This is a genomic window from Thauera sp. JM12B12, assembly GCF_039614725.1.
In the GTDB taxonomy this organism is placed as follows: domain Bacteria; phylum Pseudomonadota; class Gammaproteobacteria; order Burkholderiales; family Rhodocyclaceae; genus Thauera.
This window is the reverse complement of the sequence record NZ_CP154859.1, coordinates 1,663,008-1,687,134: the sequence shown is the minus strand read 5'-3', so window position 1 is coordinate 1,687,134 and position 24,127 is coordinate 1,663,008. Positions and strand designations below refer to the sequence as shown.

Annotated in this window: 20 protein-coding genes; 8 read left to right on the top strand and 12 right to left on the bottom strand. The window is 67.5% G+C overall.

Annotation, left to right across the window (positions count from 1 at the left end; all coding sequences use genetic code 11):
• Nucleotides 1-49: 49 nt before the first annotated feature.
• From carA to bamE, 4 genes are all read right to left on the bottom strand, one after another.
• A complete protein-coding gene (gene carA / locus AAG895_RS07550; protein ID WP_345794887.1) occupies nt 50-1,192 on the bottom strand; it encodes a glutamine-hydrolyzing carbamoyl-phosphate synthase small subunit in 1,143 nt (380 codons plus the stop codon).
• 196 nt (nt 1,193-1,388) lie between these two features.
• Complete coding sequence (locus AAG895_RS07545; RefSeq protein WP_345794886.1) at nt 1,389-3,887, bottom strand: response regulator; 2,499 nt, start codon at nt 3,885-3,887, stop codon at nt 1,389-1,391.
• A 20-nt stretch (nt 3,888-3,907) separates the two neighbouring features.
• A complete protein-coding gene (gene dapB / locus AAG895_RS07540; protein ID WP_345794885.1) occupies nt 3,908-4,714 on the bottom strand; it encodes a 4-hydroxy-tetrahydrodipicolinate reductase in 807 nt (268 codons plus the stop codon).
• A gap of 83 nt (nt 4,715-4,797) precedes the next feature.
• On the bottom strand, nt 4,798-5,211 hold the full coding sequence (gene bamE / locus AAG895_RS07535; RefSeq protein ID WP_345794884.1) for an outer membrane protein assembly factor BamE: 414 nt from the start codon (nt 5,209-5,211) through the stop codon (nt 4,798-4,800).
• Nucleotides 5,212-5,416: 205 nt separating this feature from the next.
• Between bamE and fur the strand changes: the two genes are divergently transcribed.
• On the top strand, nt 5,417-5,854 hold the full coding sequence (fur, locus tag AAG895_RS07530) for a ferric iron uptake transcriptional regulator (protein ID WP_345794883.1): 438 nt from the start codon (nt 5,417-5,419) through the stop codon (nt 5,852-5,854).
• 94 nt (nt 5,855-5,948) lie between these two features.
• Here the strand turns inward: fur and recN are convergent, their stop codons facing one another.
• The gene (recN, locus tag AAG895_RS07525) at nt 5,949-7,604 is read right to left on the bottom strand and encodes a DNA repair protein RecN (RefSeq protein WP_345794882.1); all 1,656 of its coding nucleotides are present in this window, start codon (nt 7,602-7,604) and stop codon (nt 5,949-5,951) included.
• A gap of 106 nt (nt 7,605-7,710) precedes the next feature.
• Nucleotides 7,711-8,592: an NAD kinase gene (locus AAG895_RS07520; RefSeq protein ID WP_345794881.1), complete on the bottom strand. Its 882-nt coding sequence runs from the start codon at nt 8,590-8,592 to the stop codon at nt 7,711-7,713.
• 110 nt (nt 8,593-8,702) lie between these two features.
• On the opposite strand from AAG895_RS07520, the gene hrcA reads away from it, so the two are divergent.
• Both hrcA and hemH read left to right on the top strand, forming a co-directional pair.
• A complete protein-coding gene (hrcA, locus tag AAG895_RS07515) occupies nt 8,703-9,731 on the top strand; it encodes a heat-inducible transcriptional repressor HrcA (RefSeq protein WP_345794880.1) in 1,029 nt (342 codons plus the stop codon).
• Nucleotides 9,732-9,770: 39 nt separating this feature from the next.
• Nucleotides 9,771-10,868 carry a ferrochelatase gene (gene hemH / locus AAG895_RS07510; protein WP_345794879.1) on the top strand — a complete coding sequence of 366 codons (1,098 nt, stop codon included), beginning with the start codon at nt 9,771-9,773 and terminating at the stop codon, nt 10,866-10,868.
• Nucleotides 10,869-10,902: 34 nt separating this feature from the next.
• Here the strand turns inward: hemH and AAG895_RS07505 are convergent, their stop codons facing one another.
• On the bottom strand, nt 10,903-12,267 hold the full coding sequence (locus AAG895_RS07505) for a serine/threonine-protein kinase (protein ID WP_345794878.1): 1,365 nt from the start codon (nt 12,265-12,267) through the stop codon (nt 10,903-10,905).
• Between the two features lie 229 nt (nt 12,268-12,496).
• Here AAG895_RS07505 and AAG895_RS07500 point away from each other — a divergent pair, with 229 nt between their 5' ends.
• From AAG895_RS07500 to chrA, 4 genes are all read left to right on the top strand, one after another.
• Nucleotides 12,497-13,816, top strand: coding sequence for a TRZ/ATZ family hydrolase (locus tag AAG895_RS07500; RefSeq protein WP_345794877.1), 1,320 nt, complete (start codon nt 12,497-12,499; stop codon nt 13,814-13,816).
• A 100-nt stretch (nt 13,817-13,916) separates the two neighbouring features.
• Nucleotides 13,917-14,615 (top strand): OmpA family protein, encoded by a 699-nt coding sequence (locus AAG895_RS07495; RefSeq protein WP_345795252.1) that lies wholly within the window; start codon nt 13,917-13,919, stop codon nt 14,613-14,615.
• A 123-nt stretch (nt 14,616-14,738) separates the two neighbouring features.
• A complete protein-coding gene (gene ubiG / locus AAG895_RS07490; RefSeq protein WP_345794876.1) occupies nt 14,739-15,443 on the top strand; it encodes a bifunctional 2-polyprenyl-6-hydroxyphenol methylase/3-demethylubiquinol 3-O-methyltransferase UbiG in 705 nt (234 codons plus the stop codon).
• A 156-nt stretch (nt 15,444-15,599) separates the two neighbouring features.
• Nucleotides 15,600-16,805 (top strand): chromate efflux transporter, encoded by a 1,206-nt coding sequence (gene chrA, locus AAG895_RS07485; protein ID WP_345795251.1) that lies wholly within the window; start codon nt 15,600-15,602, stop codon nt 16,803-16,805.
• A 72-nt stretch (nt 16,806-16,877) separates the two neighbouring features.
• Here the strand turns inward: chrA and AAG895_RS07480 are convergent, their stop codons facing one another.
• The 4 genes from AAG895_RS07480 to AAG895_RS07465 all read right to left on the bottom strand — a co-directional run bounded on the left by AAG895_RS07480 (nt 16,878) and on the right by AAG895_RS07465 (nt 21,652).
• Nucleotides 16,878-17,549, bottom strand: a complete 672-nt coding sequence (locus tag AAG895_RS07480; RefSeq protein ID WP_345794875.1) for a lactate utilization protein — start codon at nt 17,547-17,549, stop codon at nt 16,878-16,880.
• A gap of 23 nt (nt 17,550-17,572) precedes the next feature.
• A complete protein-coding gene (locus tag AAG895_RS07475) occupies nt 17,573-19,012 on the bottom strand; it encodes a LutB/LldF family L-lactate oxidation iron-sulfur protein (protein ID WP_345794874.1) in 1,440 nt (479 codons plus the stop codon).
• A complete protein-coding gene (locus AAG895_RS07470; RefSeq protein ID WP_345794873.1) occupies nt 19,009-19,839 on the bottom strand; it encodes a (Fe-S)-binding protein in 831 nt (276 codons plus the stop codon). Before AAG895_RS07470 ends, AAG895_RS07475 begins: the two co-directional genes overlap by 4 nt.
• Nucleotides 19,840-19,951: 112 nt before the next feature.
• A complete protein-coding gene (locus tag AAG895_RS07465) occupies nt 19,952-21,652 on the bottom strand; it encodes an L-lactate permease (protein ID WP_345794872.1) in 1,701 nt (566 codons plus the stop codon).
• Between the two features lie 337 nt (nt 21,653-21,989).
• On the opposite strand from AAG895_RS07465, the gene AAG895_RS07460 reads away from it, so the two are divergent.
• The gene (locus AAG895_RS07460; protein ID WP_345794871.1) at nt 21,990-22,760 is read left to right on the top strand and encodes a GntR family transcriptional regulator; all 771 of its coding nucleotides are present in this window, start codon (nt 21,990-21,992) and stop codon (nt 22,758-22,760) included.
• A gap of 20 nt (nt 22,761-22,780) precedes the next feature.
• On the opposite strand, the gene AAG895_RS07455 is transcribed toward AAG895_RS07460, so the two are convergent.
• The gene (locus AAG895_RS07455; RefSeq protein WP_345794870.1) at nt 22,781-23,986 is read right to left on the bottom strand and encodes a lytic murein transglycosylase; all 1,206 of its coding nucleotides are present in this window, start codon (nt 23,984-23,986) and stop codon (nt 22,781-22,783) included.
• Between the last annotated feature and the right edge of the window lie 141 nt (nt 23,987-24,127).

Sequence of the window (24,127 nt, the reverse complement as noted above, 5' to 3'; positions counted from 1 at the left end):
CGCGCGCGTCCAAAACTGGGAGGCAGGCGGTGGCCTGCCGGGGGCGCTGTTACTTTGCCGCTTCCATCAGGCGGATGAAGCGGTCGAACAGGTAGGCGACGTCGTGCGGACCCGGGCTCGCTTCCGGGTGCCCCTGGAAGGAGAAGGCCGGCACGTCGGTGCGAGCGATGCCCTGGTTGGTGCCGTCGAACAGCGACACGTGGGTCACCCGCAGGTTGGCCGGCATGGTCGAGGGGTCGACCGCAAAGCCATGGTTCTGACTGGTGATCAGCACCTTGCCGGTGTCCAGGTCCTTGACCGGATGGTTGGCGCCATGGTGCCCGGTGCCCATCTTCATGGTCTTCGCGCCGGAAGCCAGGGCCAGCAACTGGTGGCCGAGGCAGATGCCGAAGGTCGGCGTGCGCGTCGCGACGATCTCGCGGATGGCGTCGATGGCGTAGTCGCAGGGCTCGGGGTCACCGGGGCCATTGGACAGGAACACGCCGTCCGGATCGAGCGCCAGCACCTCGGACGCGGGCGTCTGCGCCGGTACCACGGTGAGGCGGCAGCCACGCTCGGCGAGCATGCGCAGGATGTTGTACTTGACGCCGTAGTCGTAGGCCACGACATGGAAACGACCGTCGTTGCGATCGCTGTAGCCGCCCTCGAGCGCCCATTCGCCCTGCTTCCACTCATAGCGCGAGCTGGCGCTGACGACCTTGGCGAGGTCCATGCCGGCCAGGCCGGGGAAGGCGCGCGCCTGGGCAACGGCCGCTTCGGCGTTCAGCGCCTCGCCGGGCGCCGCGGTGACGATGCAGCCAGCCTGAGCGCCCTTCTCGCGCAGCACCCGGGTGAGCTTGCGGGTATCGAGCCCGGCGATGGCGACCACGTTCTCGGCACGCAGGTAGGCATCGAGCCGCTGGCTCATGCGGAAATTGGACGGCAGCAGGGGCAGGTCACGAATGACGAGGCCGGCCGCATGCACCCGGGCGGACTCGACGTCCTCGGCATTGACACCGGTGTTGCCGATGTGCGGGTAGGTCAGCGTGACGATCTGGCGGCAATAGCTCGGGTCGGTCAGGATCTCCTGATAACCCGACATGGAGGTGTTGAACACGACCTCGCCAACCGTGCTGCCAACCGCGCCGATACCCTTGCCGTGGAAGATCGTTCCGTCGGCAAGCGCAAGAAGGGCGGGCGGGAATGCACTCACGAGAAGCTCCTGGAATCTGCTTGAAGTTCTTGCGGGCACGCGACGTGCGCACCCGATATGTACAAAAAGCGGGACGGGCCTCGGGGCCGATCCCGCTTACGAAACCGTGAAATTGTATATTTTCGGGCGATTCAAGGCAAATCAGCCTTGGCGCGGCAGCCCCGATCCGATCGCGCCCGATCGCCCGCATCCGCGCTCAGGCGGCCTCTCCGATCTCGGCCCGCAGGGCCTGTGCGAGCAGCTTCACTTCCCCGATGAGAACCTGCGGCTGGTTCGTCGCGGCCTGCGGGTCCTGCGCACGTGCAAGCTCTTCGAGCCGCCGCGCAGCCTCCACCGCGCGGCGCGCGGCGAACAGGCCCACCGAGCCCTTCACGGCATGCGCAAGCTCACCGAGCAGCCGGTAATTCATCGACGCCGCCGCGCGCTGAAGCTCCGCCACGGTACGCTCGTGGTCGCGCAGGAAGACGTCGACGAGCTGTCGCACCACGCCCTCGTCGCCGTCGAACATCGCGCGCGCCTCATCGAGCGAGGCGATCTGGCGTCGCCCCTCCTCACCCAGTTCAAGCAAGCTCATGTCGGTTTCCATATCGTGATCTGCATCGGCGGCATGGGTTACCCGCGCGATCGCTGCGAACAGCAGCTCGGCGCGGATGGGCTTGGACACGTAGTCGTCCATGCCCGCATCCAGGCATCGCTGTCGGTCGCCCTGCATTGCATGTGCGGTCATGGCGATGATCGGGATCGGACGCCAGTCACCCTGCAGCACCCAGCTGTGGCGCGCCTCGCGCGCGCGAATCGCCTGGGTCGCCTCGATCCCCCCCATCACCGGCATCTGGACGTCCATGAGGACGACGTCGAAGCGAGCGCGGTCGACCGCCTCCAGCGCTTCCTCGCCGTTGTTGGCGAGCGTGACGATGTGCCCGGCACGCTCGAGCAGGCGCTGCGCCACCGCCTGATTGACCGGGTTGTCCTCGACCACGAGGATCTGCAGCGCCGGCCCGGACTGCGATGCGGCGTGCTCATCGAGCGTGATCGGCGCAAGCTCGAAGGCCGGCCCAATACCCTCTTCGACGGCGGCTGGCGCGCCATATCGCGCAAGGCGCAGGACGGCGAGCAGGTCCTCTGCCACGAAGGGCTTGGCGAGCCGGAACTGGAGACCGAGCTCGGTGCAGCGCGCAGTATCGTTACGCTGCGAGTGCCCGGACAGCATCATCACGAACCGATCGAGGCGCGGATCCGCATCGGCGAAGCGCTGAGCAAGGGCGAAACCTCCCGGCTCCGGCATGTCCGCGTCCATGAGCAGGAAGTCAAACGGATCACTGCCGTCGCGCGCCGAAACCAACGCCGCGACCACATCCTCCCCCGTCACGGCAAGCAGTGCGCGCAGCCCCGCCGCCCCAAGGCGACGGCACAGCACCTGCCCGAAGGCGCCGTTGCGCACCGCAACCAGCACCTTCGTGCCGCGCAGCCCGCCGGCGTCCAGGGGCGCGGCATCGGCCACGACCGCGAACGGCAGCGTGAACACGAAGGTGCTGCCCTGCCCCGGCACGCTTCGAACTTCGATCTTGCCCGACATGAGATCAACCAGATGCCGGGATATGGCCAGGCCGAGCCCGGTACCGCCGTACTTGCGGGTGGTGGAAGTGTCCGCCTGCGCGAAGGCGCCGAAGATGGATTCCAGCTTCTCCGGCGGAATCCCGCAGCCGGTGTCACGAACCTCGAAGGCGACACTGACCCGGCCATTGCTGCGTTCGACGCAGCGCAGTGCGATCTCGACCTCTCCGCGCTCGGTGAACTTCACCGCGTTCCCGATCAGATTGGTGAGGATCTGCCGCAGTCGCGTCGGGTCGCCGCGCAGCACGGCGGGCACATCGGGCGCGATGTCGTGGAACAGTTCGAGCCCCTTCTGGCTCGCGCGCAGGGCAAGCGCCCGGCATGTCTCGGAGACCACCGAGACGGTGGAAAAATCGATGTTCTCCAGATTCAGCCGCCCGGCCTCGATGCGCGAGAAATCGAGGATGTCGTTGATGATGGTGAGCAAGGCCTCGGCCGAGGACTTCACCGTCTGCAGGTATTCGCGCGATTCGCCGCTGAGCCCCGACGAGTCGAGCAGCAGGTCGGTCATGCCGATGATGCCGTTCATCGGCGTGCGAATCTCGTGGCTCATGTTGGCGAGGAAGTCGCCCTTGGCCCGGTTGGCCGCCTCGGCGGCCTCCTTGGCCTCGAGCAGCTCGAACTCGCGCAGCTTGCGCTCGGTGATGTCGCGATACGTGCCCTCGACGCGTGCCCAGCGACCGTCCGCACCACGACCCTCGGCGCGGCCGCGGACTTCGACCCAGTGCCACTCGCCACTCGCTGCGCGGATGCGCAACTCGACGCAGACCTCAGGGGTGTCCGCCCGCAGGTGCGCGCGCAACGCCGTCTCCAGGCGGTCGCGGCCGTCTTCCTCGACGAGATCGAGCCAGTTGCAGCGACTCCCGGCCTCGTATCCGATCAGCGTGCGCCAACTGTCGTCGGTCCAGACCATGCCCCGCTCGAGGTCGTTGGTCCACACGCCCGCCCCGGTATTGCGCGCGAGCAACTCGAGGTGGCGCCGTGCCTGTGCCAGAGCCTGCCGTGTCGCCTCGCCCTCCGCGGCCGCGGACAGATTCCCGGTCTCGCGCGCGAGACCCTTGGGCAGAGCGTCATCCGGCATGCCCGAGGCCATCGTCCGTCTCAGCGCAGACCCAGGACGTCCTGCATGTCGAACAGACCATTGCCGCGTCCGGCCAGGAAGCGTGCCGCGCGCATGGAACCGAGCGCGTAAGGCATGCGACTGCCGGACTTGTGGGTGATCTCGATGCGCTCGCCGATGCCGGCGAAGAGCACGGTGTGGTCGCCGACCACATCCCCGCCGCGGATGGTGGAAAAGCCGATCGTGTCGCTGCGCCGCTCACCGGTATGGCCTTCGCGACCGTAGATCGCGCAGGCGTCGAGATCGCGCCCGAGTTCGCGGGCCACCACTTCGCCCATGCGCAGCGCGGTACCGGACGGCGCATCGACCTTGAAGCGGTGATGCGCCTCGATGATCTCGACGTCATAGCCCTCGGAAAGGATGCGCGCGGCAACCTCGAGGAGGCGGAACACGGCATTTACGCCCACCGCCATGTTGGGCGCGAAAACCACCGGAACCTGGCGCGCCACCTCGGCGATCGTCGCCTTGCCCGCGGCATCGAAACCGGTCGTGCCGATCACCATCGCCTTGCCGAGCTCGCGCGCCAGCGCCAGATGGCCGAGCGTGCCCTCGGGGCGGGTGAAGTCGATCACGCAGTCGGCGGACGCGATCGCCGCCGCGGCGTCATCGATGATCCGGACGTCGGTCTGCACACCGGCCATCTCGCCCGCGTCACGCCCGATGAAGGGCGTGCCCGGGCGGTCGAAGGCGGCCGCGAGGACGACCCCTTCTTCCTTCAGTGCAGCCTCGATCAGCATCCGGCCCATTCGCCCGGAAGCCCCTGCAATTGCGACTCGAACGTCGGCCATCGAAATGAATCCCTGGAAAGATGAAGCCCGGCCGCGGGACCGGACCCGAAATCTGGATGGGCGCATGGTCGCGCCCGGCTTGATCAGCGCGCGTCGGCCGCCGGAATCTCGACCACGCGACTGCGCTCCGCGGCTGGCGCCGCGCCTGCCTCGCCGCCTTGTGCGACCTCCACGTCGCCTTCCACACGGTCAAGCGCGTCGCCCGCGAAATAGAGCGAGATGGTGCGCTGCTGGACCTCTCCACGACCGGGTCTGAACCGATACACGTAATCCCAGCGGTCCTTGCGGAACAGGTCGACCACGAGCGGCGAGCCGAGTACGTAGCGCACCTGGTCGCGGGTCATGCCGCGCCGCAATTGGGAGAGCATCTCCTGGTCCACATAGTTGCCCTGGCGGACATCGATGCGATAGGGATCGACCACGCCTACGACGGAATCGAAAGAGCAGCCGGCCGTCAGGCCGAGGGCAACGAGTGCCGCAGCGAAATGGAAGCGCATGGAGGAGACGTGCCTGGCGCGACGGGGGTCGCAGTTCTCAGAAAGGGGTAAAAAATATAACATAGGCCGGGTTCGCCAAGCGCCGCCGCGTGTCCTCGCCCTCATCCGGGAGGCGCCGATCGGGGCGCCCAACATGCGTTCGTGACCACGCGACGCGCAGACGCGTGCGGCCACACCCCGGTTTCCACACCTCGTCCAGGCTCCCATGTCCGACAACTCCAAGAACCTGAAAAGCATCGGCCTCAAGGCGACCTACCCGCGCCTGAAGATCCTCGACCTCTTTCAGAGTTCGGAACAGCGCCACCTCACTGCGGAGGACGTCTACCGCTCGCTGATGAACGAGGGCATGGACATCGGCCTGGCGACCGTCTATCGGGTGCTGACCCAGTTCGAGCAGGCCGGCCTGCTCGAGCGCCATTATTTCGAATCGGGCAAGGCGGTCTTCGAGCTCAACGAGGGCGGGCATCACGACCACCTGGTGTGCATGCAATGCGGCAAGGTCGAGGAGTTCTTCGATCCCGAAATCGAGCGCCGCCAGAACAAGATCGCCGAGGAGCGCGGCTTCGCGATCCGCGAACACGCGCTCTACCTCTACGCCGACTGCACGCGCGAGAACTGCCCGAACCGCGGACGCGAGGGCTGAACGCCGCCACCTCCAGGCTGATCGGCGTCGTCGCGGGGTAGCTTGCAGGAAGCCGCCCGGTCAGCGGCATTCGATGCCTGGCCGCGCCCCAGCCTCAGCGCTGACCGAGCAGCTCGGCGGCGTGCTGTCGCGTCGTCGCTGTGATGTTTAGGCCACCCAGCATGCGCGCGATCTCCTCGATGCGTGCGCGCTCGTCAAGCCGCGTCACCGTGCTCAGCGTCTCCCCGTCCTGGTCGCGCTTGGCAATCTGCCACTGCCAGTCCGCGCATGCCGCGACCTGCGGAAGGTGAGTGACGCAGAGCACCTGACGGTCGCGGCCCAGGCGAGCCAGCAGCTTGCCGACGATCTCCGCGACTCGGCCGCCGATGCCCACATCGACCTCGTCGAACACCAGGGTCGGCACCGCCGTGTCGCGACTGGCCATCACCTGGATCGCCAGCCCGATCCGTGACAGCTCGCCTCCCGACGCCACCTTCGCCAGGCTACGCAGGGGCTGTCCCGGATTGGCCGACACCCGGAACTCGACAAGCTCGACGCCCGCGCCCCCCGGGGCACAAGGCTCGAGCGCCACTTCGAAGCGCCCGCCCGCCATGGCCAGCGTCTGCATGGCCTCGGTGATCTCATCGGCAAGGCGGCGCGCCGCAGGTCTCCTGAGCGCGCTCAACTGCGCCGCGGCGCGGGCAAAGGCCTGCTCGGCGGCCGCGGCGGCCGCGGCCAGGCGGGCGGGATCGGCGCTGGCCTCGAGCGCATCGAGGCGTTCGCGCCATTGCCGGGCAAGCTCCGGAAGCTCCTCGGGGCCGACACGATGCTTGCGCGCGGCGTCCATTACCACCGCAATGCGGCGCTCGAGCTCGGCCAGCCGCTGCGGATCGAGATCGAGGCGCTCGCGGTAGCGGCGCAGCGCATACAAGGCCTCGTCGGCCTGGATGGCAGCTGCGCCAAGCAGTTCGCGCACACCCACGAGGCTGGCATCGTAGTCCGCCAGCGACGCGATCCGGCCATCCAGGTGGCGGAGCACGGAGCACACTGCAAGCTCGCCCTCGCCCAGCGCGGCAAGCGTCTCGTCGGCTCCTTCCATCAAGCCTGCGGCATGCGCGAGCCGACTGTGCTCGGCGTTGACCTCCTGCCACTCGTCGACATCGAAGGCCAGCGCATCGAACTCCTGCAACTGCCAGGACAGCAGCTCGCGTTCGCGCACCGAGCTCGCGGAGTCGGCCTCGGCCGCCCGCAGAAGCTGGAGCAAGCGCTGCCATTCTCTGTACAGGCGGGCGACTTCGGTCGCCTGCGCCGACGCACCGGCCAGGCTGTCGAGCAAGGCACGCTGTGCGTCGGGGCGCAGCAGCGCGTGATGGGCGTGCTGGCCGTGAATGTCGGCAAGCCACTCCCCAACCGCACGCAACTGGGCAAGCGTCACGGTGACGCCGTTGATCCAGGCCCTGCTGCGCCCGCCGGCATCGATGCTACGCCGCAGGATCACGCCCCCATCCTCCGCGGGAAGCGCCTGCTCGGCCAGCCAGGCGGCAAGGGCTCCGTCAGCGGGCAGATCGAACTCGGCTGCGACATCGGCGCGCTCGCGACCGGCGCGCACCATGCCGGCCTCGCCACGCCCGCCCAGCACCAGGCCCAGCGCATCGAGCAGGATCGATTTGCCCGCGCCGGTCTCGCCGGTGAGGGCACCGAATCCGGGGCCGAACTCGAGGTCCAGACGATCGACGATGACGAAGTCACGAATGGTCAGGCTGCGAAGCATGGCGAGTGGGAACGCGACAAGGGTTGGATGGGAGAAGGGACTCGCGCCGCAGTCATTGCGCCGGCCGCGGGTCCTGGGCTACACGCCGCACGGCGCACCGGCACGCTCAGAGGCGAGGGCTGGCGCTCCAGTGCAACTTCTGACGCAGCATCGCGAAGTAGCTGTAGCCCTGCGGGTGCAGCAGGCGCAGCGAACGCGGCGAGCGCTTGAGCCGCACGCAATCGCCCGCGCGCAGGTCGAAACGCGTCTGTCCGTCGAAATGAACGCGCGCGTCCTGCGGCGGCAGCAGGATGATGTCGATGGCGCATGAGTCTGGCAGCGTGATCGGGCGCGCGGTGAGCGCGTGCGGACACAAGGGGACCAGAGCGATCCCGCCGACGCTCGGATGGAGGATCGGTCCGTTCGCCGACAGCGCATAGGCGGTGGATCCGGTCGGCGTCGACACGATCATGCCGTCCGAGCGCTGGGTGTAGACGAATTCGCCATCGATCAGCAGCTCGAACTCGATCATGCGTCCGAGGTCACCCTTGTTCACCACTACGTCGTTGAGAGCGAGCGTGTGGAACACGCGCTCGCCACCGCGCAGGACCTCGGCATCGAGCATGAAGCGGTGCTCTTCGGTGAACGCGCCGTCGAGCAGTTCGCCCAGGCGGGCGCCCGCCTCGCTGCGCGAGATGTCGGTGAGGAAACCGAGGCGACCGAGGTTGACCCCCACCAGGGGCACGCCGTGCTCCACCAGCCGGCGCGCCGTGTGCAGCATGCTGCCGTCGCCGCCGATCACCACCGCGAGGTCGGCCTCGGCACCGATGTGCTCGTAGCTCGCGACCGGGTAGTCGTGCCCGCCACCGATGGAACTCGCCGTACCCTGCTCGATCAACACCGACAGTCCGCGCTCGCGCAGCTCGCGCGCAATCGACAGCACCGACTCGGCGACGTCCGGGCTCTGGTATTTGCCGATGAGGGCAATCGTTCGGAATTTCGTGCTCATGGGTGCCGATTAAACCACAACCGCCCGACCGCTTGGCGTACCCGGTCGGCCGCTGGCGGTGGCCACTGCGGCCGCGCTTCCATACAATCCGGGCTATATTCCCGCCTGCCATGAATTCGCTCGACGCCCGCTCCCAGATCCTGCTCAAGACCCTGATCGAACGCTATATCGCGGATGGTCAGCCGGTCGGTTCGCGCGCCCTTTCGCGCTATTCCGGACTCGAACTGTCGCCGGCCACGGTGCGCAACGTGATGAGCGATCTCGAGGAGATGGGTTTCATCGCCAGCCCGCACACTTCCGCCGGGCGCATCCCAACCGCACGCGGCTATCGCTTCTTCGTCGATTCCCTGCTCACCGTGCAGCCGATGGAGAATGCGCGGGTGCGGGCGCTGCAGGGCCAGCTCATGCCGGACCAGCCGCAACGCCTGATCAGTTCCGCGTCACAGCTGCTGTCGGAGCTGACGCAATTCGCCGGGGTGGTCGTCGCCCCGCGCAAGGACGCCGTGCGCATCCGCCAGTTCGAATTCATCAGCCTGGCCGAGAACCGCATTCTACTCATCATCGTCACCACCGCCGGCGACGTGCAGAACCGCATCCTGCTCACCCGCCGCGCCTACTCGGTGAGCGAACTCAACGGCGCTGCCACATACCTCAACGAGCACTTCGCCGGCCTGTCCTTCGACGAGATCCGCCGCCGCCTCACCGAAGAGCTGCGCCAGCTGCGCAGCGACATGACCGAGCTGATGACGGCGACCGTCGACGCCGGCGCGCAGGCCGCGGAAGAGACCGCAACCCGCTACGTCATCTCCGGCGAGACCAACCTGCTGGACGTCGAGGATCTGTCGTCGAACATGTCCCGCCTGCGCGAGCTGTTCAAGCTCTTCGAGCAGCGCACCGGGCTGATGCAGCTGCTCGACCTCTCGAACAGGGCAGAAGGCGTGCAGATCTTCATCGGCGGCGAATCCGGCCTCGCCCCGCTCGACGGGTGCAGCGTGATCACCGCGCCTTACGAGGTAGACGGACAGATCGTCGGCTCGCTCGGCGTCATCGGCCCCACCCGCATGGCCTACGACCGCGTGATACCGATCGTCGACATCACCGCCCGCCTGCTCTCGAACGCCCTTTCCTCCAAGCACTGACGGCAGCGGCCCGGCGCCCTGCCCCGCACAAGGATTCCGATGCCCCGCTACTGGCCCGAACCGCCGTTCAAGCACGGCAGCCCCCAACGCACCGGCGTGCTGCTGGTGAATCTCGGCACCCCCGAAGCCCCGACCGCGGCCGCGCTGCGCCCGTATCTCAAGCAATTCCTTTCCGACCCGCGGGTGGTGGAGATCCCGCGCCTCGTCTGGTGGCCGATTCTCAACGGCATCATCCTCAACACTCGCCCGGCTGCGTCGGCGAAGAAGTACGCCAGCGTGTGGATGGACGAGGGCTCCCCGCTCAAGGTACATACCGCGCGCCAGACCGCCCTGCTCGCCCGCCATCTCGGCACCGCCGGGCACGGCGCGCTCGAGGTCGACTACGCGATGCGCTACGGCCAGCCCTCGATTCCCGACGTGCTCAACAGCCTGCGCGCCCGCGGCTGTACCCGCATCCTGATCGTGCCGCTCTACCCGCAGTATTCCGCCAGCACGACGGCGACGGTGGTGGACGAAGTCGGGCGCTGCCTCGCGCACTGGCGCAACCAGCCCGAAGTCCGTTTCGTGCGCAATTTCCATGACGATCCGGGCTACATCGCCGCGCTCGTGCGCAGCGTGCGCGAGCACTGGCTGGTGCATGGCCAACCCGAGCGCCTGCTGCTCAGCTTCCATGGTGTGCCGCGGCGCTCGCTCGAGCTCGGCGATCCGTACCACTGCGAATGCCACAAGACCGGTCGCCTGGTGGCCGAAGGCCTCGGCATCGCGAGAGAACGCGTGCTGGTCACCTTCCAGTCGCGCTTCGGCAAGGCGGAGTGGCTCAAGCCCTACACCCAGCCGACGCTGGAGGCCCTTGCCGCACAGGGGGTGGGCCGGGTCGACGTGATGTGCCCGGGGTTCGTTTCCGACTGTCTGGAGACCCTCGAAGAGATCGCGATGGAATGCAAGGAGGCCTTCCTCGAAAAGGGCGGCAAGGCCTTCCACTACATTCCCTGCCTGAACGAGAGCGACGCCTGGATCGAGGCGCTGGGAGACATCGCCCGCGCCCACCTGGGCAACTGGCTCGACCTCGTACCCGACGACGACGCCACCGCCGCAGCCACGCTCGAGCGCGCCCGCGCGCTCGGTGCCACGCAATAGCACACGCTCCGGACCGCCAGGCGGCAGCGCCTGCTCAGTCGTCCAGAAGCTGCATGTCGAAGCTGGTCGGCGCCGCGCGCTGCGGCCGCAGGGCGGGCGGGGCGTGCGCGGCGAGCTGGCGCGACACCGCTGCCAGCCGGCGCACCACGACCGTGGAGATCTGGCGCCGGAAGCGCTCCAGCACCTCCTCGCTGGCGAGCGCCAGCGCCGCCGGATTGACCTCGAGATAGCTCAGCTCGTCGAGCGAGACGACCGTAAGCATGTGCCGGTGCTCGACATGATCAAGCCAGGCCTGCACGCCGAACACTTCGCCCGGCCCCAGCTCGAGGACGCGCCGCCCCTCGATGGAGAGCTCCACGCGCCCCTCGAGGACGATCCCGAACTTCTGGTCGCCATCCCCCTCGCGCATCAGGGCCACCTCAGGATCGACCTTTCGCCATGCACAGATGCGCATGACTTCCCACAGGTCGACGTCCTCGAACTCGGTGAAGAACGCCATGCGGCGCAGCTTGGCAAAGCGCGCCGCGTCCGGAGGCACGTAGTTCTCGTCGAGGATCTGGTAGCGCACCGCGGCCAAATCCTTGGCAAACTCGGCGCCGTTGCGGTAGCGCGAGTAGAGGTCCTTCTCGAGTGCCTTGCGGATCACCGCATCCATCTGCTCGGGCACGTCGGGATTGAGCTGGGAGACCGAGGGCGGGTCGGCGTTGATGATCTTGTACACCAGCTGGGCCGGATTGCTTGCCCGAAACGGCAGGCGCCCGGTCAGCATGTGGAAGAGCAGCACCCCGAGCGAGTAGAGGTCGGTCTTCTGGTTGAGCGGATAGCCCTTGATCTGCTCTGGGCTCATGTAGGCCGGCGAACCCACGCCCATGATGAAGGTGGAGTCGGTATCCATCTTCTTGTTGATGTTGAGCGCGAGACCGAAGTCGGTGATCTTCACGTTGTCCTGGTCGTCCACCAGGATGTTCGCCGGTTTGATGTCGCGATGGACGATACCCTGGCGGTAGGCATGGTCTAGCGCCATGCAGCACTTGAAGACGATTCCGATGGTGCGATGGATAGGCAGCAACTGCTCGAAACTGCAGTAGCGCTCGAGCGAACCGCCGGGGAAGTACTCCATCACCACGTAGGCCTGTTCCGGCTCGATGCTGGCATCGAAGATGCGGATGATGTTGGGGTGGCTGAGCCTGCCGGCGACGACGCGCTCGGCCTTGAGCAGCTTGATCACCCGGCGGTTCCACTTCGCCTCGTCCTTGACCTTGTCGTCGAAGCGGACATGCTTGACCGCGACGGGCTCGGGGTGGTCAGGGCTCTCGGCAAGATAGACCACGGCAGTGGCGCCACGGCCAATCTCCCTGATGATCCTGTATTTGCCGATGCGGTCGGGAATCCGGTTCATGCGTTAGGGCGGAGGCGCTCCACCGCGATGCTTGACGAGTGCCCGGATTGTTGCACGAACCGGCACCCCGGAGCGAGCAGCAGCGCGCAAGGGCACCGCCGGCAGCAGCGCAGCGCGAAGCCGAGTGGAAAATTGTCCGCCGCCCTCGTGCATGCTTAAATCCACGCCGAGCGATCACGACACGGTGCTCGACCCGCCTGCCCCCACCAGACTCTGACCGGAGCCCATCTTGAGCGAAGCCGTCGACCTCCTCATCCGCGCACGCTGGGTTGTGCCCGTCGAGCCCGCAGGCGTGGTCCTCGAGCACCATGCGGTCGCCGTACGCGCCGGCCGGATCGTCGCCGTCCTCCCGCAAGCCGAGGCGGAGCAGCGCTTCGCGGCCACCAGAAGCGTGGAACTTCCCAGCCACCTGCTGATGCCGGGCATGGTGAACCTTCATGCGCACGCCGCGATGAGTCTGATGCGCGGCATCGCCGACGACCTGCCGCTGATGCGCTGGCTGCAGGAAGCGATCTGGCCTGCCGAGGCGCGTCATGTGAATGCGGCATTCGTGCGCGACGGCACCCGGCTCGCTGCGGCCGAGATGCTGCGCGGGGGCATCACCACCTGCAACGACATGTACTTCCATCCCGATGCAGCTGCCGAAGCCTTCGCGGAAATGGGCATGCGTGCGGTCGTGGGCGCCGTCATGCTCGAGTTCCCCACACCCTTCGCCAGCGACGCCGACGACTACCTGCGCAAGGGGCTCGCTGCACGCGATCGCTGGCAGGGTCACCCACTGATCGATTTCTCGATCGCCCCGCACGCACCCTACACGGTCTCGGACGCCTCTTTCGGCCGTGCGCTCGCGATTGCGGACGAGCTCGACCTGCCCATCCACATCCACGTCCACGAGACCGCGCAAGAGATCGCCGACGCCCTGGCGTCAAGCGGACTGCGCCCGCTGGCACGGCTCGCGCAACTCGGCGTCCTCGGCGAGAACGTGATCGGTGTGCACGCGGTGCATCTGGACGACTCCGATCTCGACCTCCTCACCCGCCACAACTGCAGCGTCGCGCACTGCCCGACCTCCAACATGAAACTCGCCAGCGGCATCGCGCCGATCCCCCGCCTGCTCGCGGCTGGCATCCGCGTCGGCCTCGGCACCGACGGCGCAGCGAGCAACAATCGCCTCGACCTCCTGCAGGAGATGCGCCACGCCGCACTGCTGGCCAAGGTCGGCAGCCTGGACGCCACCGCCCTGCCCGCCCATGCGGCCCTGCGCATGGCGACGCTTGACGGTGCCCGGGCACTCGGCCTGGGTGAGCGCATCGGTTCGATCGAGCAAGGCAAGTCAGCCGATCTGTGCGCAATCGACCTGGGCTCGCCTGCGTGCCAGCCCTGTTTCGACCCGGTGTCGCATCTTGTCTACGTTGCCGCTCGGGAGAACGTCTCGCACGTCTGGATCGATGGGGAAACCCGCGTGGACAAAGGCATCCCCCTGTTGCATATTAACGACAGCGAATTGCTGCGGCTCGCGTCGGTGTGGCAAACTAAGCTCGGTAATTGAACTGGATATACTGGTGCAACCCGACGCGAAGACAGCGATTCTGCGTGTCTTCATTTCGTTCAGTGGCAATTCCGGCGACTCGCCCTTCAAAGAGGAAACCATGATCAAACAAACCAAGAAGCAGATGCTCATGCTGGCCGCCATCGCCTCGATCGGCCTGTCCGCCCCCAGCGCTTTCGCGCAGGTCAACGACGTCGTCGTTGCTGGCCAGGGTGAAATCCCGTACGTGATCGACGCCCGCAACGTCGTCGCTCGCAGCGGTACCGGCCTGTGCTGGCGCACGGGTTACTGGAGCCCGGCTGCTGCTTCGACCGCGCTCGCAGGCGAGTTCCCGGTCGGTTGCGCTTGCGACTCCGACATCGTCCCCGCCGACAAGTGCACCAAGCCGGTCGCCGCCGCTGCCCCGGCACCGAAGCCCACCGCCGACAAGATCAAGCTCTCCGCCGACGCCCTGTTCGACTTCGACAAGGCCGTCCTGAAGCCGGAAGGCAAGACCAAGCTGAACGAACTGGCCGCTCAGTCCAAGTCGCTCAAGCTGGAAGTCATCCTGGCCGTCGGCCACACCGACCGCTTCGGCTCGAACGCCTACAACCAGCGTCTGTCCGAGCGTCGCGCCGCCGCTGTCAAGACCTACCTAGTCTCGCAGGGCGTCGATGCCAACCGTGTCTACACCGAAGGCAAGGGCGAGACCCAGCCGGTCACCGGCAACAAGTGCGACAACGTCCGTGGCCGCGCCGCGCAGATCGCCTGCCTGCAGCCCGATCGTCGCGTCGAAGTGGAAGTCATCGGCTCCAAGTAATCCCGGAGCGCTCCATGAAAAGCCCTGCTTCGGCGGGGCTTTTTCATTTGTGCCGGGAAGGTCGGGCTTCTGCCCGCCGCGGCACGGTTTTCAGCAGCCGCCCGCAAGGCTATCCTTATCGCCATGAACACGCTCAACGCCGACCCCGCCGAACTTCAGAAGTTCAGCGACCTGGCCCACCGCTGGTGGGACCCCGCATCCGAATTCAAGCCCTTGCACGAGATCAACCCACTGCGTCTCGGCTGGATTGACGGCAAGGCCGCCCTGGCGGGCAAGAGAGTCCTCGACGTCGGCTGTGGCGGCGGGATTCTCAGCGAGGGTATGGCTGCGCTCGGTGCCGAAGTGACGGGAATCGATCTTTCGGAGAAGGCGCTCAGCGTAGCTCGACTTCACCTCTTCGAAAGCGGACACAAGGTCGATTACCGGCTGATCAGCGCCGAGAGCCTGGCGGAGGAAGCCCCCGGCAGCTTCGACGTCGTCACCTGCATGGAGATGCTCGAGCACGTACCCGATCCGGGAAGCACCGTCGCCGCCTGCGCGCGCCTGGTCAAGCCCGACGGCCACGTCTTCCTGTCCACGCTCAACCGTAACCTCAAGTCCTACGCACTCGCGATCATCGGCGCCGAGTACCTGCTCAAGCTGTTGCCCGCCGGCACCCACGAGTACGGAAAATTCATCAAGCCCTCCGAACTCGCCCGCCACTGCCGCAACGCTCGCCTCGACATGCAGGACATCATCGGCCTGAGCTACAACCCGCTCAGCCGCGTTTACAGCCTTGGCCGCGACACCGACGTCAATTACATGGTGCACACCCGCCGCGAGGCTTGAGCACGGCCGACGGACCGCGCCGGGACGCGCTGCTGCACGCGCAAGCCGGTCATCGACCGACTCCGAGTGCGGACTGCCGGCGCAAGGGCGTGAGCCCACGACAGGACCGTGAGCCAGCCCACGTGCGCTGCCGATTCCTCCACCAACTCTGAGCCGATGTCGGATGCTGCTACCGGGCGCGACTCCGCCTGGACCGTCTTCCTCGTCTTCCTGCGGCTGGGCTTGACCTCCTTCGGTGGGCCTGTCGCACACCTCAGCTACTTCCGCGAGGAGTTCGTGGGCCGCCGCGGCTGGCTGGCCGAGCGCAGCTATGCAGACCTGGTCGCCCTGTGTCAGTTTCTTCCAGGGCCGGCGAGCAGCCAGGTCGGCATCGGCATTGGCTATGCCCGCGCCGGTTTCCACGGCGCACTCGCGGCCTGGGCGGGCTTCACATTCCCGTCCGCGCTGGCGATGATCCTGTTCGCGCTCGGCATGCAGAACTGGGGCGGGATACCCCACGGCGCGCTGCATGGTCTCAAGGTGGTGGCCGTCGCAGTCGTCGCCCAGGCCCTCTGGGGCATGATGCGCAATCTCTGCCCGCGCCTCACCCACAAGGCGCTGATGCTGGCCGCGGCCCTCTTCCTCCTCGCCCTCCCCTCCGCCTGGAACCAGTTCCTCGCAATCCTGGCGGCGGCACTGGCGGGACGCTGGCTGTTCGCAGGCCAAGCTGACGCTGAGCCGCTGCCCGCGCTCGCGCCGATGAACCGCAGTGTCGCGCTCGGCCTCCTCGTCGTCTGTGCGTTGCTGCTCGCCAGCCTTCCCGTGCTCGCGAGCGCCTCCGGCAACGCCACGCTGGCGATGATCGATGTGTTCTACCGCGCGGGCGCACTCGTGTTCGGCGGCGGTCACGTGATGCTGCCGCTGCTGCAGGCCGAAGTGGTGCCGCCGGGATGGGTGGACAACGACACCTTTCTCGCCGGCTACGGTGCCGCGCAGGCCTTGCCCGGCCCGCTATTCACCTTCGCCGCCTTCCTCGGGGCGGCCGCCAGCGGCCCGACCGGCAGTTGGGTCGGCGGGATGGTCGCGCTCGCGGCGATCTTCGTGCCCGCCTTCCTGCTCGTGCTCGGTGCCCTGCCCTTCTGGGACCGCCTGCGCACGAACCGATCCGCGCGCGCCGCGCTCACCGGGGTCAATGCGGCGGTGGTCGGCGTGCTTCTCGCAGCCTTCTGCGATCCGGTATGGACCAGTGCGATCCATGGTCCGGCCGATCTCGCCCTCGCCATGCTCGCGCTGCTCGCGCTCGGCCGCTTCAAGCTGCCGCCCTGGCTGGTGGTCATCGCCACCGCCGCACTCGCCAGCGTGGTGCCTGTAGTGTTGGGCTGAGGTTTTGGGCCGAGGCGGCGCGCGATCACGCTGGGGCGAGGGGCCATGCGAGGTCGTCCCCAACCCGGGTGATCAGGCGTCCTCGAGGATCAGCACGAGAAGTTCCTTCGGGCCGTGCGCGCCATAGGCGAGCGTCTGCTGGATGTCGGCGGTCTTGGATGGCCCCGACACCAGCAGCGCGTTGGTCGGCAAGCCATCGGACCAGCGCTGTGCATGCATGAGATCGAAGAGGTTGTCGCGTATCTCGCTCGCGTTCAGCAGCGCGATGTGCAGGGGCGGCACCAGGCTCATCAGTCGCGGCTCGCGGGCGTCTGGCCACAGCACCAAGCTGCCGGTGGCAGCGATGCCGCCGAGCGTGCCGGTGAGGCTGGCGGGGGTTCGGAAGAAGAGCTCGTCCTTCCATTCCTCGACCGGACGCTCGTAGCCTTTCAGGTGCAAGGCCGCTGCCTGCGCCTGCACGTGCTCGGCAAGGCGGCGACCGTGTGCGGTTGCGGGCGCCACCAACAGTTCACCGATATTGCGCGCCGCCAGCGCCGACAGCACGCGTTGCGGCCAGTCCGCAGCAGTGGTCAGGATGGTCTCGCCGTGCACGGCTTCGAGCATCTGGCGCAGGCGGACGATGCGGTCTGCAGGCGGGTAGCGCCACGGGTCGGTGACGAGGCCGTTGTCGTAATCGTCGGCCACCGGGGTGGTGCCCTCGAGGCTGGCGCGCAGCTTGCCCAGGATTCTCTCTTTCGCGTTCATGCGGTATGCGCTCCTCGCGTCGCTCATTCTTTGCCGAGATGCTCGCGAGCGAGCTCGTGCAGGCTGCGTGCAGCCGGCTTCGGGGCACTGCGATGTTCGGTCCACGGGCCGATGTCGGCAGGCATCAGGCCGCGCAGGCGCGTACCCGCATACATTGCGGCGCGGTACAGCGCGGGCGAGGTATTGAGCGCGCGCCAGGCCTTCCAGATCAGGGTTTCCTTCTTCGAATACTTCGCGCCCTGGCCGCGCACGTGATGCGGCTCGGCTGTCGGCGCGCGCACCGCCTCCTCGCGCAGCCGGCGCAGCAGGGACGGAATCGGGATCTTCACCGGACACACCTCGCCGCAAGCGCCGCACATCGAGGACGCGGTGGGCAGGTCGCGCGTGGCGTCCAAACCGAGCATGTGCGGGGTGACGATCTTGCCGATCGGCCCCGGATACACGGTGCCGTAGGCGTGGCCGCCGATGCGGGTGTACACCGGGCAGTGGTTCATGCATGCGCCGCAGCGGATGCAGTTGAGCGTCTGGCGCAGCTCGCCGTCGGCGAAGGCCTGGCTGCGGCCGTTGTCGAGCAGCACCAGGTGCACCTCCCGCGGACCGTCGAGCTCGTCAGGCTTGCGCGGGCTCGAGATCATGTTCACATAGGTGGTGATCGCCTGGCCGGTGGCCGAGCGCGTCAGCAGCGACAGCAGCGGGATCACGTCGCGCAGATTCTCGACCACCTTCTCGATGCCGGTCACCGCGATATGCACCTGCGGCACGGTGGTCGACATGCGGCCGTTGCCCTCGTTCTCGACCAGCAGGAGGGTGCCGGTCTCGGCGATCGCGAAGTTCACGCCCGAGACGCCGATGTCGGCCTCGAAGAAGTTGCGCCGCAGGGTCTCGCGGCCGATCTGGATCAGGCGGTCGACGTCCTCGGTGTACTCGACCTCGAGTCTGTCGTGGAAGAGCTTGGCGACCTGGCCGGCGTTGAGATGGATCGCCGGCATGATGATGTGCGAGGGCTTCTCCTCGCGCAGCTGCACGATGAACTCGCCCATGTCGGACTCGAGGCAGTCGATGCCGCGGTCCCCGAGGTAATGGTTCATTTCCATTTCCTCGGACACCATGGACTTGCCCTTTATCACCTTCCTGGCCGCGTGGCGTTCGGCAATCCGATGCACGATGGCGTTGGCCTCCTCCACCGTCTCCGCCCAGTGCACGTGCACACCGTTGCGGGTGAGATTGGCCTCGAGACGCTCGAGCAGCTCGGGCAGTTTCGACAGCGCGCGTGCCCGCACGCGGTTGCCGAAGGCGCGCAGGCGCTCGAGCTCGTCGCCGTCGGGGAACTGACTGCGCCGCTTGTCCATCAGGAAGTCCATCGCACCGCGAAAATTGCGCCGCAGCTGCGGATCGGCGAGCGCCTCGCGTGCGTTGCGCTTGAAGGTGATCGGCACGGCGGGGGTGCCGCCCAAGGTGCTCATCGGGCACCTCCCGGGGCAGCCGCAGTGCGGCGCAGCAGGAAGCTCGCCAGATGCTCGCCGCGCAGCGCATCGCCCTGCTTCTCGAAACAGCCGTTGATGTTGAGCAGGCAACCGCAGTCGGCGCTGACCACTTCGGTCGCTGCCGAGTCCTTGATTGCCCTGGTCTTGTCCCTGACCATCGCCCCCGAGATGTCGGGCATGCGCACGCTGAAGCTGCCGCCGAAGCCGCAGCATTCGCTCTCATGATCGTGATCGACGCGCTCCACGCCGGCCAGCTGGGCGAGCAGCGCGCGGCCATGCAGGTGGGTGTTCATCTCGCGCCGCGCCGAACAGGAGGTGTGCAACGCAACCTTGACCGGCGCGCCGCTGTCCTCGAGGCTCACCTTGCACACTTCCAGCAGGAACTCGGCCAGCTCGAAGGTGCGCGAGGACAGCGACTCCACCTGCTGCAGCGTCTCCGGCTCGTCCTTGAAGAGCTCGAAGTAGTGATGGCGGAACATGCCCGCGCACGAGCCCGACGGGATCACCACCGGCCAATCGCCGCCGAAGAGCGCGAGCTGCGCACGCGCCACCGCACGCGCCTCCTCGGTGTAGCCCGAGGTGAATGCGGGCTGGCCGCAGCAACTCTGCGCCTGGGGAAAATGCACGCGGATGCCCTCGCGCTCGAGCAGGCGGATCGCGTCCATGCCCGCACCGGGAAAGAACACATCGACCACACAGGTGCCGAACAGATAGACGTCCGAGGGCCTTGCCGGATAGACGCGCGCCCCTTCGAGCGGCGGGGCGACACGCGTGGCGTTGGCGGGCGCGGAGGACAGATGGCTCATGCGCTTCGACTCCGATATTTCGTTGTTGTGCAAGTCATTGCAGCCGCGGCGGGGCCGCGACTGCGCGAAAGAATGCCTGCACGGGGAGCGCCGGTTCGCCCCCCGCGCGGGGTCAGCGCGCGGCGACCAGCGGGTCGGACACGCCGAGCACGTAGATGGCGATCATCGCCACCGTGCCGCTCATCAGCACGTAATACACCGTCGGCCAGAAGGTCTTGCGCAGGATGGCGCCCTCCCGACCGAGCAGGCCCACCGTGGCAGAGGCCGCCACCACGTTGTGGATGGCCACCATGTTGCCGGCGGCCGCGCCGATCGCCTGAACCGCCACGATCAAGGCCCCCGAGATCCCGAGCGTGCTCGCGACACCGAACTGGAACTGGCTCAGCATCATGTTGCTGACCGTGTTCGAGCCTGCGATGAAGGCCCCGAGCGCACCCACCGAAGGCGCCAGCAAGGGGTAAACGTTGCCCACGCTGTCCGCCACCCACTGCGCCATCGCGATCGGCATGCTCGGGAGATCGGCGGCATTGACGCCCGAGTTGATCAGGATGCGCACCATCGGCACGGTGAAGAGCAGGACGAAACCGGCGCCGAGCAGCACACGCGAGGACTCGCCCACCGCCTTGACCAGCGAGCGGGCGTGCATGCCGTGCAGGAACACGGTGATCAGCACCACCGCCACGAGGATGCCGCCGGGCAGGTAGAGCGGCTGGAAGTTGGCGCTCACGCCCTTCTCGCCGAGCAGGTTGGGGAAGTTGACCACGACGGCCTTGAGCGCGCTGCCGACCTCGGGGAACACGCGGCTCAGAACCAGCAGCGCTCCGACCAGGACGTAGGGCAGCCAGGCGCGCAGCACGCTGATCTGGCGGTGCTTGGGCAGATCGTCGAGCCTCATCTCGATGCTTCCCAGCCACTCGCTCGGCCATTCCTTGGCCGGCGCGAAGTCCCAGGTCGACTTCGGCACGAGGAAGCCGACGCGCGCGGCCGAAGTCACGATCGCCAGACCGACCAGACCGCCGAGCAGCGACGGGAACTCGGGGCCGAGGAAGACGCCGGTGAAGGCATAGGGCACGGTGAAGGCCAGGCCCGAGAAGAGCGCGAACGGCAGCACCTCGAAACCCGCCTTCCAGCTCTTCTCGCGACCGAAGAAGCGGGTCAGCATCAGCACCATGATCAGCGGCATGACCGTGCCGACCAGGGCATGGATGATCGCCACGTTGCTGGTGATGAGCTGCAGGAAGACCTCCCAGCTCGAGCCCTGCGCCGAGAGCTGGGCGCCGATCGCCGCGGTGTCGAGACCGCTATTGACGCCGATGATGATCGGCGTGCCAACCGCGCCGAAGGAGACCGGCGTGCTCTGCACCAGCATGCCGAGCAGCACTGCGGCCAGGGCCGGGAAGCCGATCGCCACCAGCAGCGGCGCAGCGATCGCCGCCGGCGTGCCGAAGCCCGAGGCGCCCTCGATGAAGCAGCCGAACAGCCACGCAATGATGATCGCCTGGATGCGGCGATCGGGGCTGATGGTGGCGAAGCCGGCACGGATCGCGGTGATCCCGCCGGAATACTTCAGCGTGTTGAGCAGCAGGATGGCGCCGAAGATGATCCACAGCACCCCGATCGTGATCACAAGCCCCTGCAGGGTGGACGCCAGCACACGGTTGAAGCTCATGTCCCACACGTAGAGCCCGATGCCGGCGGTCAGCAGGTAGACGACCGGCATGGCGCGCTTGGCGGGCCAGCGCAGCCCCACGAGCAAGATGGCGGCGAGCAGGATGGGAGAAAAGGCCAGGAAGGCGAGCGTACCCGACTGCATGCTTCACCCCGCCCAGCCGGTTTGGCGCCGGGTGCCGGCACACAGGATCGTGACAACTGCAACAGACATGAAACCCCCTCCCCAGGAAAACCTTCGAAAATAATCAGTCAGTGGTCTTACCACTTAACCAATTGCTGAACTAGACTAGGGGAGGCATCGGGGCCTGTCAATCGAATTGATCAATTTTCTCGATGACCATATGACGAGCCGAAGATGCCGCCGCCGGACACCGCCCGGGCCGCGGCCCCAGACGCTTGCCCTCGCCCGCGGCGGACGCTAGATTCCGCTGGCCGGCGACGCCCGGTTCCGCCGGCTCGCCCCTTCAGGAAAACGCTACATGAACAGCACGCCCGTCCAGCAGCGCCGCCTCTCCGACGAGATCGTCGGACGCATCGAGACCATGATCCTCGAGGGCGTCTTCCGGCCGGGCGAGCGCCTGCCCGCAGAACGCGCGCTGGCAGAGGAGTTCGGCGTCTCGCGCCCCTCGGTACGCGAGGCCATCCAGAAACTCGCTGCGCGCGGCATCCTGCTCAGCCGTCACGGCGGCGGCACCTTCGTCAGCGAATCACTCGGTTCATCCTTCCGCGACCCGATGATCGAACTGCTCGAGCACAGCCCGGACGCCCACCGCGACCTCATCGAGTTTCGCCATACCCTGGAGGGGTCCTGCGCCTTCTACGCCGCGCAGCGCGCCACGGAGCCCGACCGCGCGCGCCTCAAGGCAGCCTTCGAGCGCGTGCAGGAGAGCTATCTTCGCCAGGGGCGCATCAGCCGCGCGGAAGAGGGGCGCAACGACGCGCTCTTTCATCTCGCCATCGCCGAGGCCAGCCACAACGCCGTACTGCTGCATACCATCCGCAGCCTGTTCGAGCTGCTCGAGCGCAACGTGGTGACCAACATCGGCGGCATGCATCCGCACGGCAGCGAAGTGCGCGACAAGCTGCTGGCACAGCACGAGGCGCTGTACCGGGCGATCATGGACCGCCGCGCCGAAGACGCGCGCAGCCTCGCCTGCGCCCATCTGGATTACGTGCAGGAGGTGCTCGACGACGCCAAGGACGAGGCGCGCCGGGTCGAACGCGCGAACCGACGGCGCGCCCCAGCCTAGGCGCAGGCCTCAGCGCCTGGTCAAGGACGTGCGGTCGCGCGCAGCGCGCGCAGCGTGCGCTGCCCCGCGCGCCCGTCGGCAGCAAGGCCGAGCGCGGATTGCTCGCGCTTGAGCGCCTCGCGAGTGCGCGCGCCGATCATGCCGTCGGCCTCGCCGATGTCGTGGCCGCGCGCGATCAGCAATTGCTGCAGTTCGCGCCGCTCGGCACGCGAAAGGCCCGGATCGTCGGTCGGCCACGGTGTCGCGAACGGCGCGCCGCCGCGCAAGCGATCCGCCAGGTGGGCGATCGCGAGGCCGTAGCTCTCGGCGGCGTTATACGAATAGAGCGCATCGAAATTGCGCGTCACCAGGAAGGCGGGCCCGTCCTTTCCGGCCGGCAGCAGCAGCCCTGCCGGGGTGCCCGCCTCGGGCAATGCCTGCCCATCGATGCGCTTCACGCCACGCGCCGCCCATGCCGACAGCGGTTGCTTGTTCCGCCGCCCGGCCTCCGAAACATCCAGCCCACGCGGCAGACTGACCTCCAAGCCCCACGACAGATCGCTGCGCCAGCCGGCCCGCTTGAGGAAGTTGGCCGTCGATGCGAGCGCGTCCGGCACGCTGTCGACGAGGTCGCGCCGGCCGTCACCGTCGAAATCCACCGCCAGGCGCATGAAGGTCGAGGGCATGAACTGGGTGTGCCCGAAGGCGCCCGCCCACGAACCGGTCAGCCGTTCGGGCGCAACGTGGCCGTCCTGGATGATTCTCAAGGTGGTGAAGAACTCGCCGCGGAAGAAGGCCTGGCGGCGACCGAAGCAGGCCAGCGTGGACAGCGAATTCAACAGCGGTCGGCTGCCGAAGTTGCGTCCATAGTTGCTCTCGACGCCCCACACCGCAACCACGGTCGCCGCATCGACACCATATTCGGCCTCGACCCGCGCCAGCACCGACGACCATTGCGCGAGCATCGCGCGGCCATCCGCGACCCGCTCCTCGTCGACGAGCGCGGCGAGGTAATCCCAGATCGGGGTGACGAACTCGGGCTGCGCGTCGAGAAAACCGATCACCGCCATATCGGGCGCGAGCCCGGACGTGTGCGCATCGTAGGTCGCCGCACTCACGCCCTTGGCCTGCGCGTCGGCGCGCAGGCCAGCCAGACAGGTGGCAAAAGCGACGTCGTCAGCCTGGGCGCTTGTGACTGCGGTCAGCAGGGCGAGGACGGTGGTCGAAGCGGCAAGACGTGACAGCATGGCGGATCCGGTCGTGAGTCGTCGGTCAGGGCGGCAAGTCTAGCACCACGGCCGAGGACCTCGACCTCACCCGATCGCATGCTGCACCTGCCAACCGGCCCCGAACCGTCTCCGCTGCGCAGGGCACGCAACTGGGACGGC

Coding starts and splice junctions, on each gene's coding strand:
- AAG895_RS07460 (WP_345794871.1), top strand. CDS start 21,990: ATGAACAGCACGCCCGTCCAGCAGCGCCGCCTCTCCGACGAGATCGTC.
- chrA (WP_345795251.1), top strand. CDS start 15,600: ATGTCGGATGCTGCTACCGGGCGCGACTCCGCCTGGACCGTCTTCCTC.
- fur (WP_345794883.1), top strand. CDS start 5,417: ATGTCCGACAACTCCAAGAACCTGAAAAGCATCGGCCTCAAGGCGACC.
- ubiG (WP_345794876.1), top strand. CDS start 14,739: ATGAACACGCTCAACGCCGACCCCGCCGAACTTCAGAAGTTCAGCGAC.
- hrcA (WP_345794880.1), top strand. CDS start 8,703: ATGAATTCGCTCGACGCCCGCTCCCAGATCCTGCTCAAGACCCTGATC.
- AAG895_RS07465 (WP_345794872.1), bottom strand. CDS start 21,652: ATGCAGTCGGGTACGCTCGCCTTCCTGGCCTTTTCTCCCATCCTGCTC.
- bamE (WP_345794884.1), bottom strand. CDS start 5,211: ATGCGCTTCCATTTCGCTGCGGCACTCGTTGCCCTCGGCCTGACGGCC.
- AAG895_RS07470 (WP_345794873.1), bottom strand. CDS start 19,839: ATGAGCCATCTGTCCTCCGCGCCCGCCAACGCCACGCGTGTCGCCCCG.
- AAG895_RS07480 (WP_345794875.1), bottom strand. CDS start 17,549: ATGAACGCGAAAGAGAGAATCCTGGGCAAGCTGCGCGCCAGCCTCGAG.
- recN (WP_345794882.1), bottom strand. CDS start 7,604: ATGCTTCGCAGCCTGACCATTCGTGACTTCGTCATCGTCGATCGTCTG.
- AAG895_RS07520 (WP_345794881.1), bottom strand. CDS start 8,592: ATGAGCACGAAATTCCGAACGATTGCCCTCATCGGCAAATACCAGAGC.
- AAG895_RS07455 (WP_345794870.1), bottom strand. CDS start 23,986: ATGCTGTCACGTCTTGCCGCTTCGACCACCGTCCTCGCCCTGCTGACC.
- AAG895_RS07495 (WP_345795252.1), top strand. CDS start 13,917: ATGATCAAACAAACCAAGAAGCAGATGCTCATGCTGGCCGCCATCGCC.
- hemH (WP_345794879.1), top strand. CDS start 9,771: ATGCCCCGCTACTGGCCCGAACCGCCGTTCAAGCACGGCAGCCCCCAA.
- AAG895_RS07505 (WP_345794878.1), bottom strand. CDS start 12,267: ATGAACCGGATTCCCGACCGCATCGGCAAATACAGGATCATCAGGGAG.
- AAG895_RS07545 (WP_345794886.1), bottom strand. CDS start 3,887: ATGCCGGATGACGCTCTGCCCAAGGGTCTCGCGCGCGAGACCGGGAAT.
- AAG895_RS07475 (WP_345794874.1), bottom strand. CDS start 19,012: ATGAGCACCTTGGGCGGCACCCCCGCCGTGCCGATCACCTTCAAGCGC.
- dapB (WP_345794885.1), bottom strand. CDS start 4,714: ATGGCCGACGTTCGAGTCGCAATTGCAGGGGCTTCCGGGCGAATGGGC.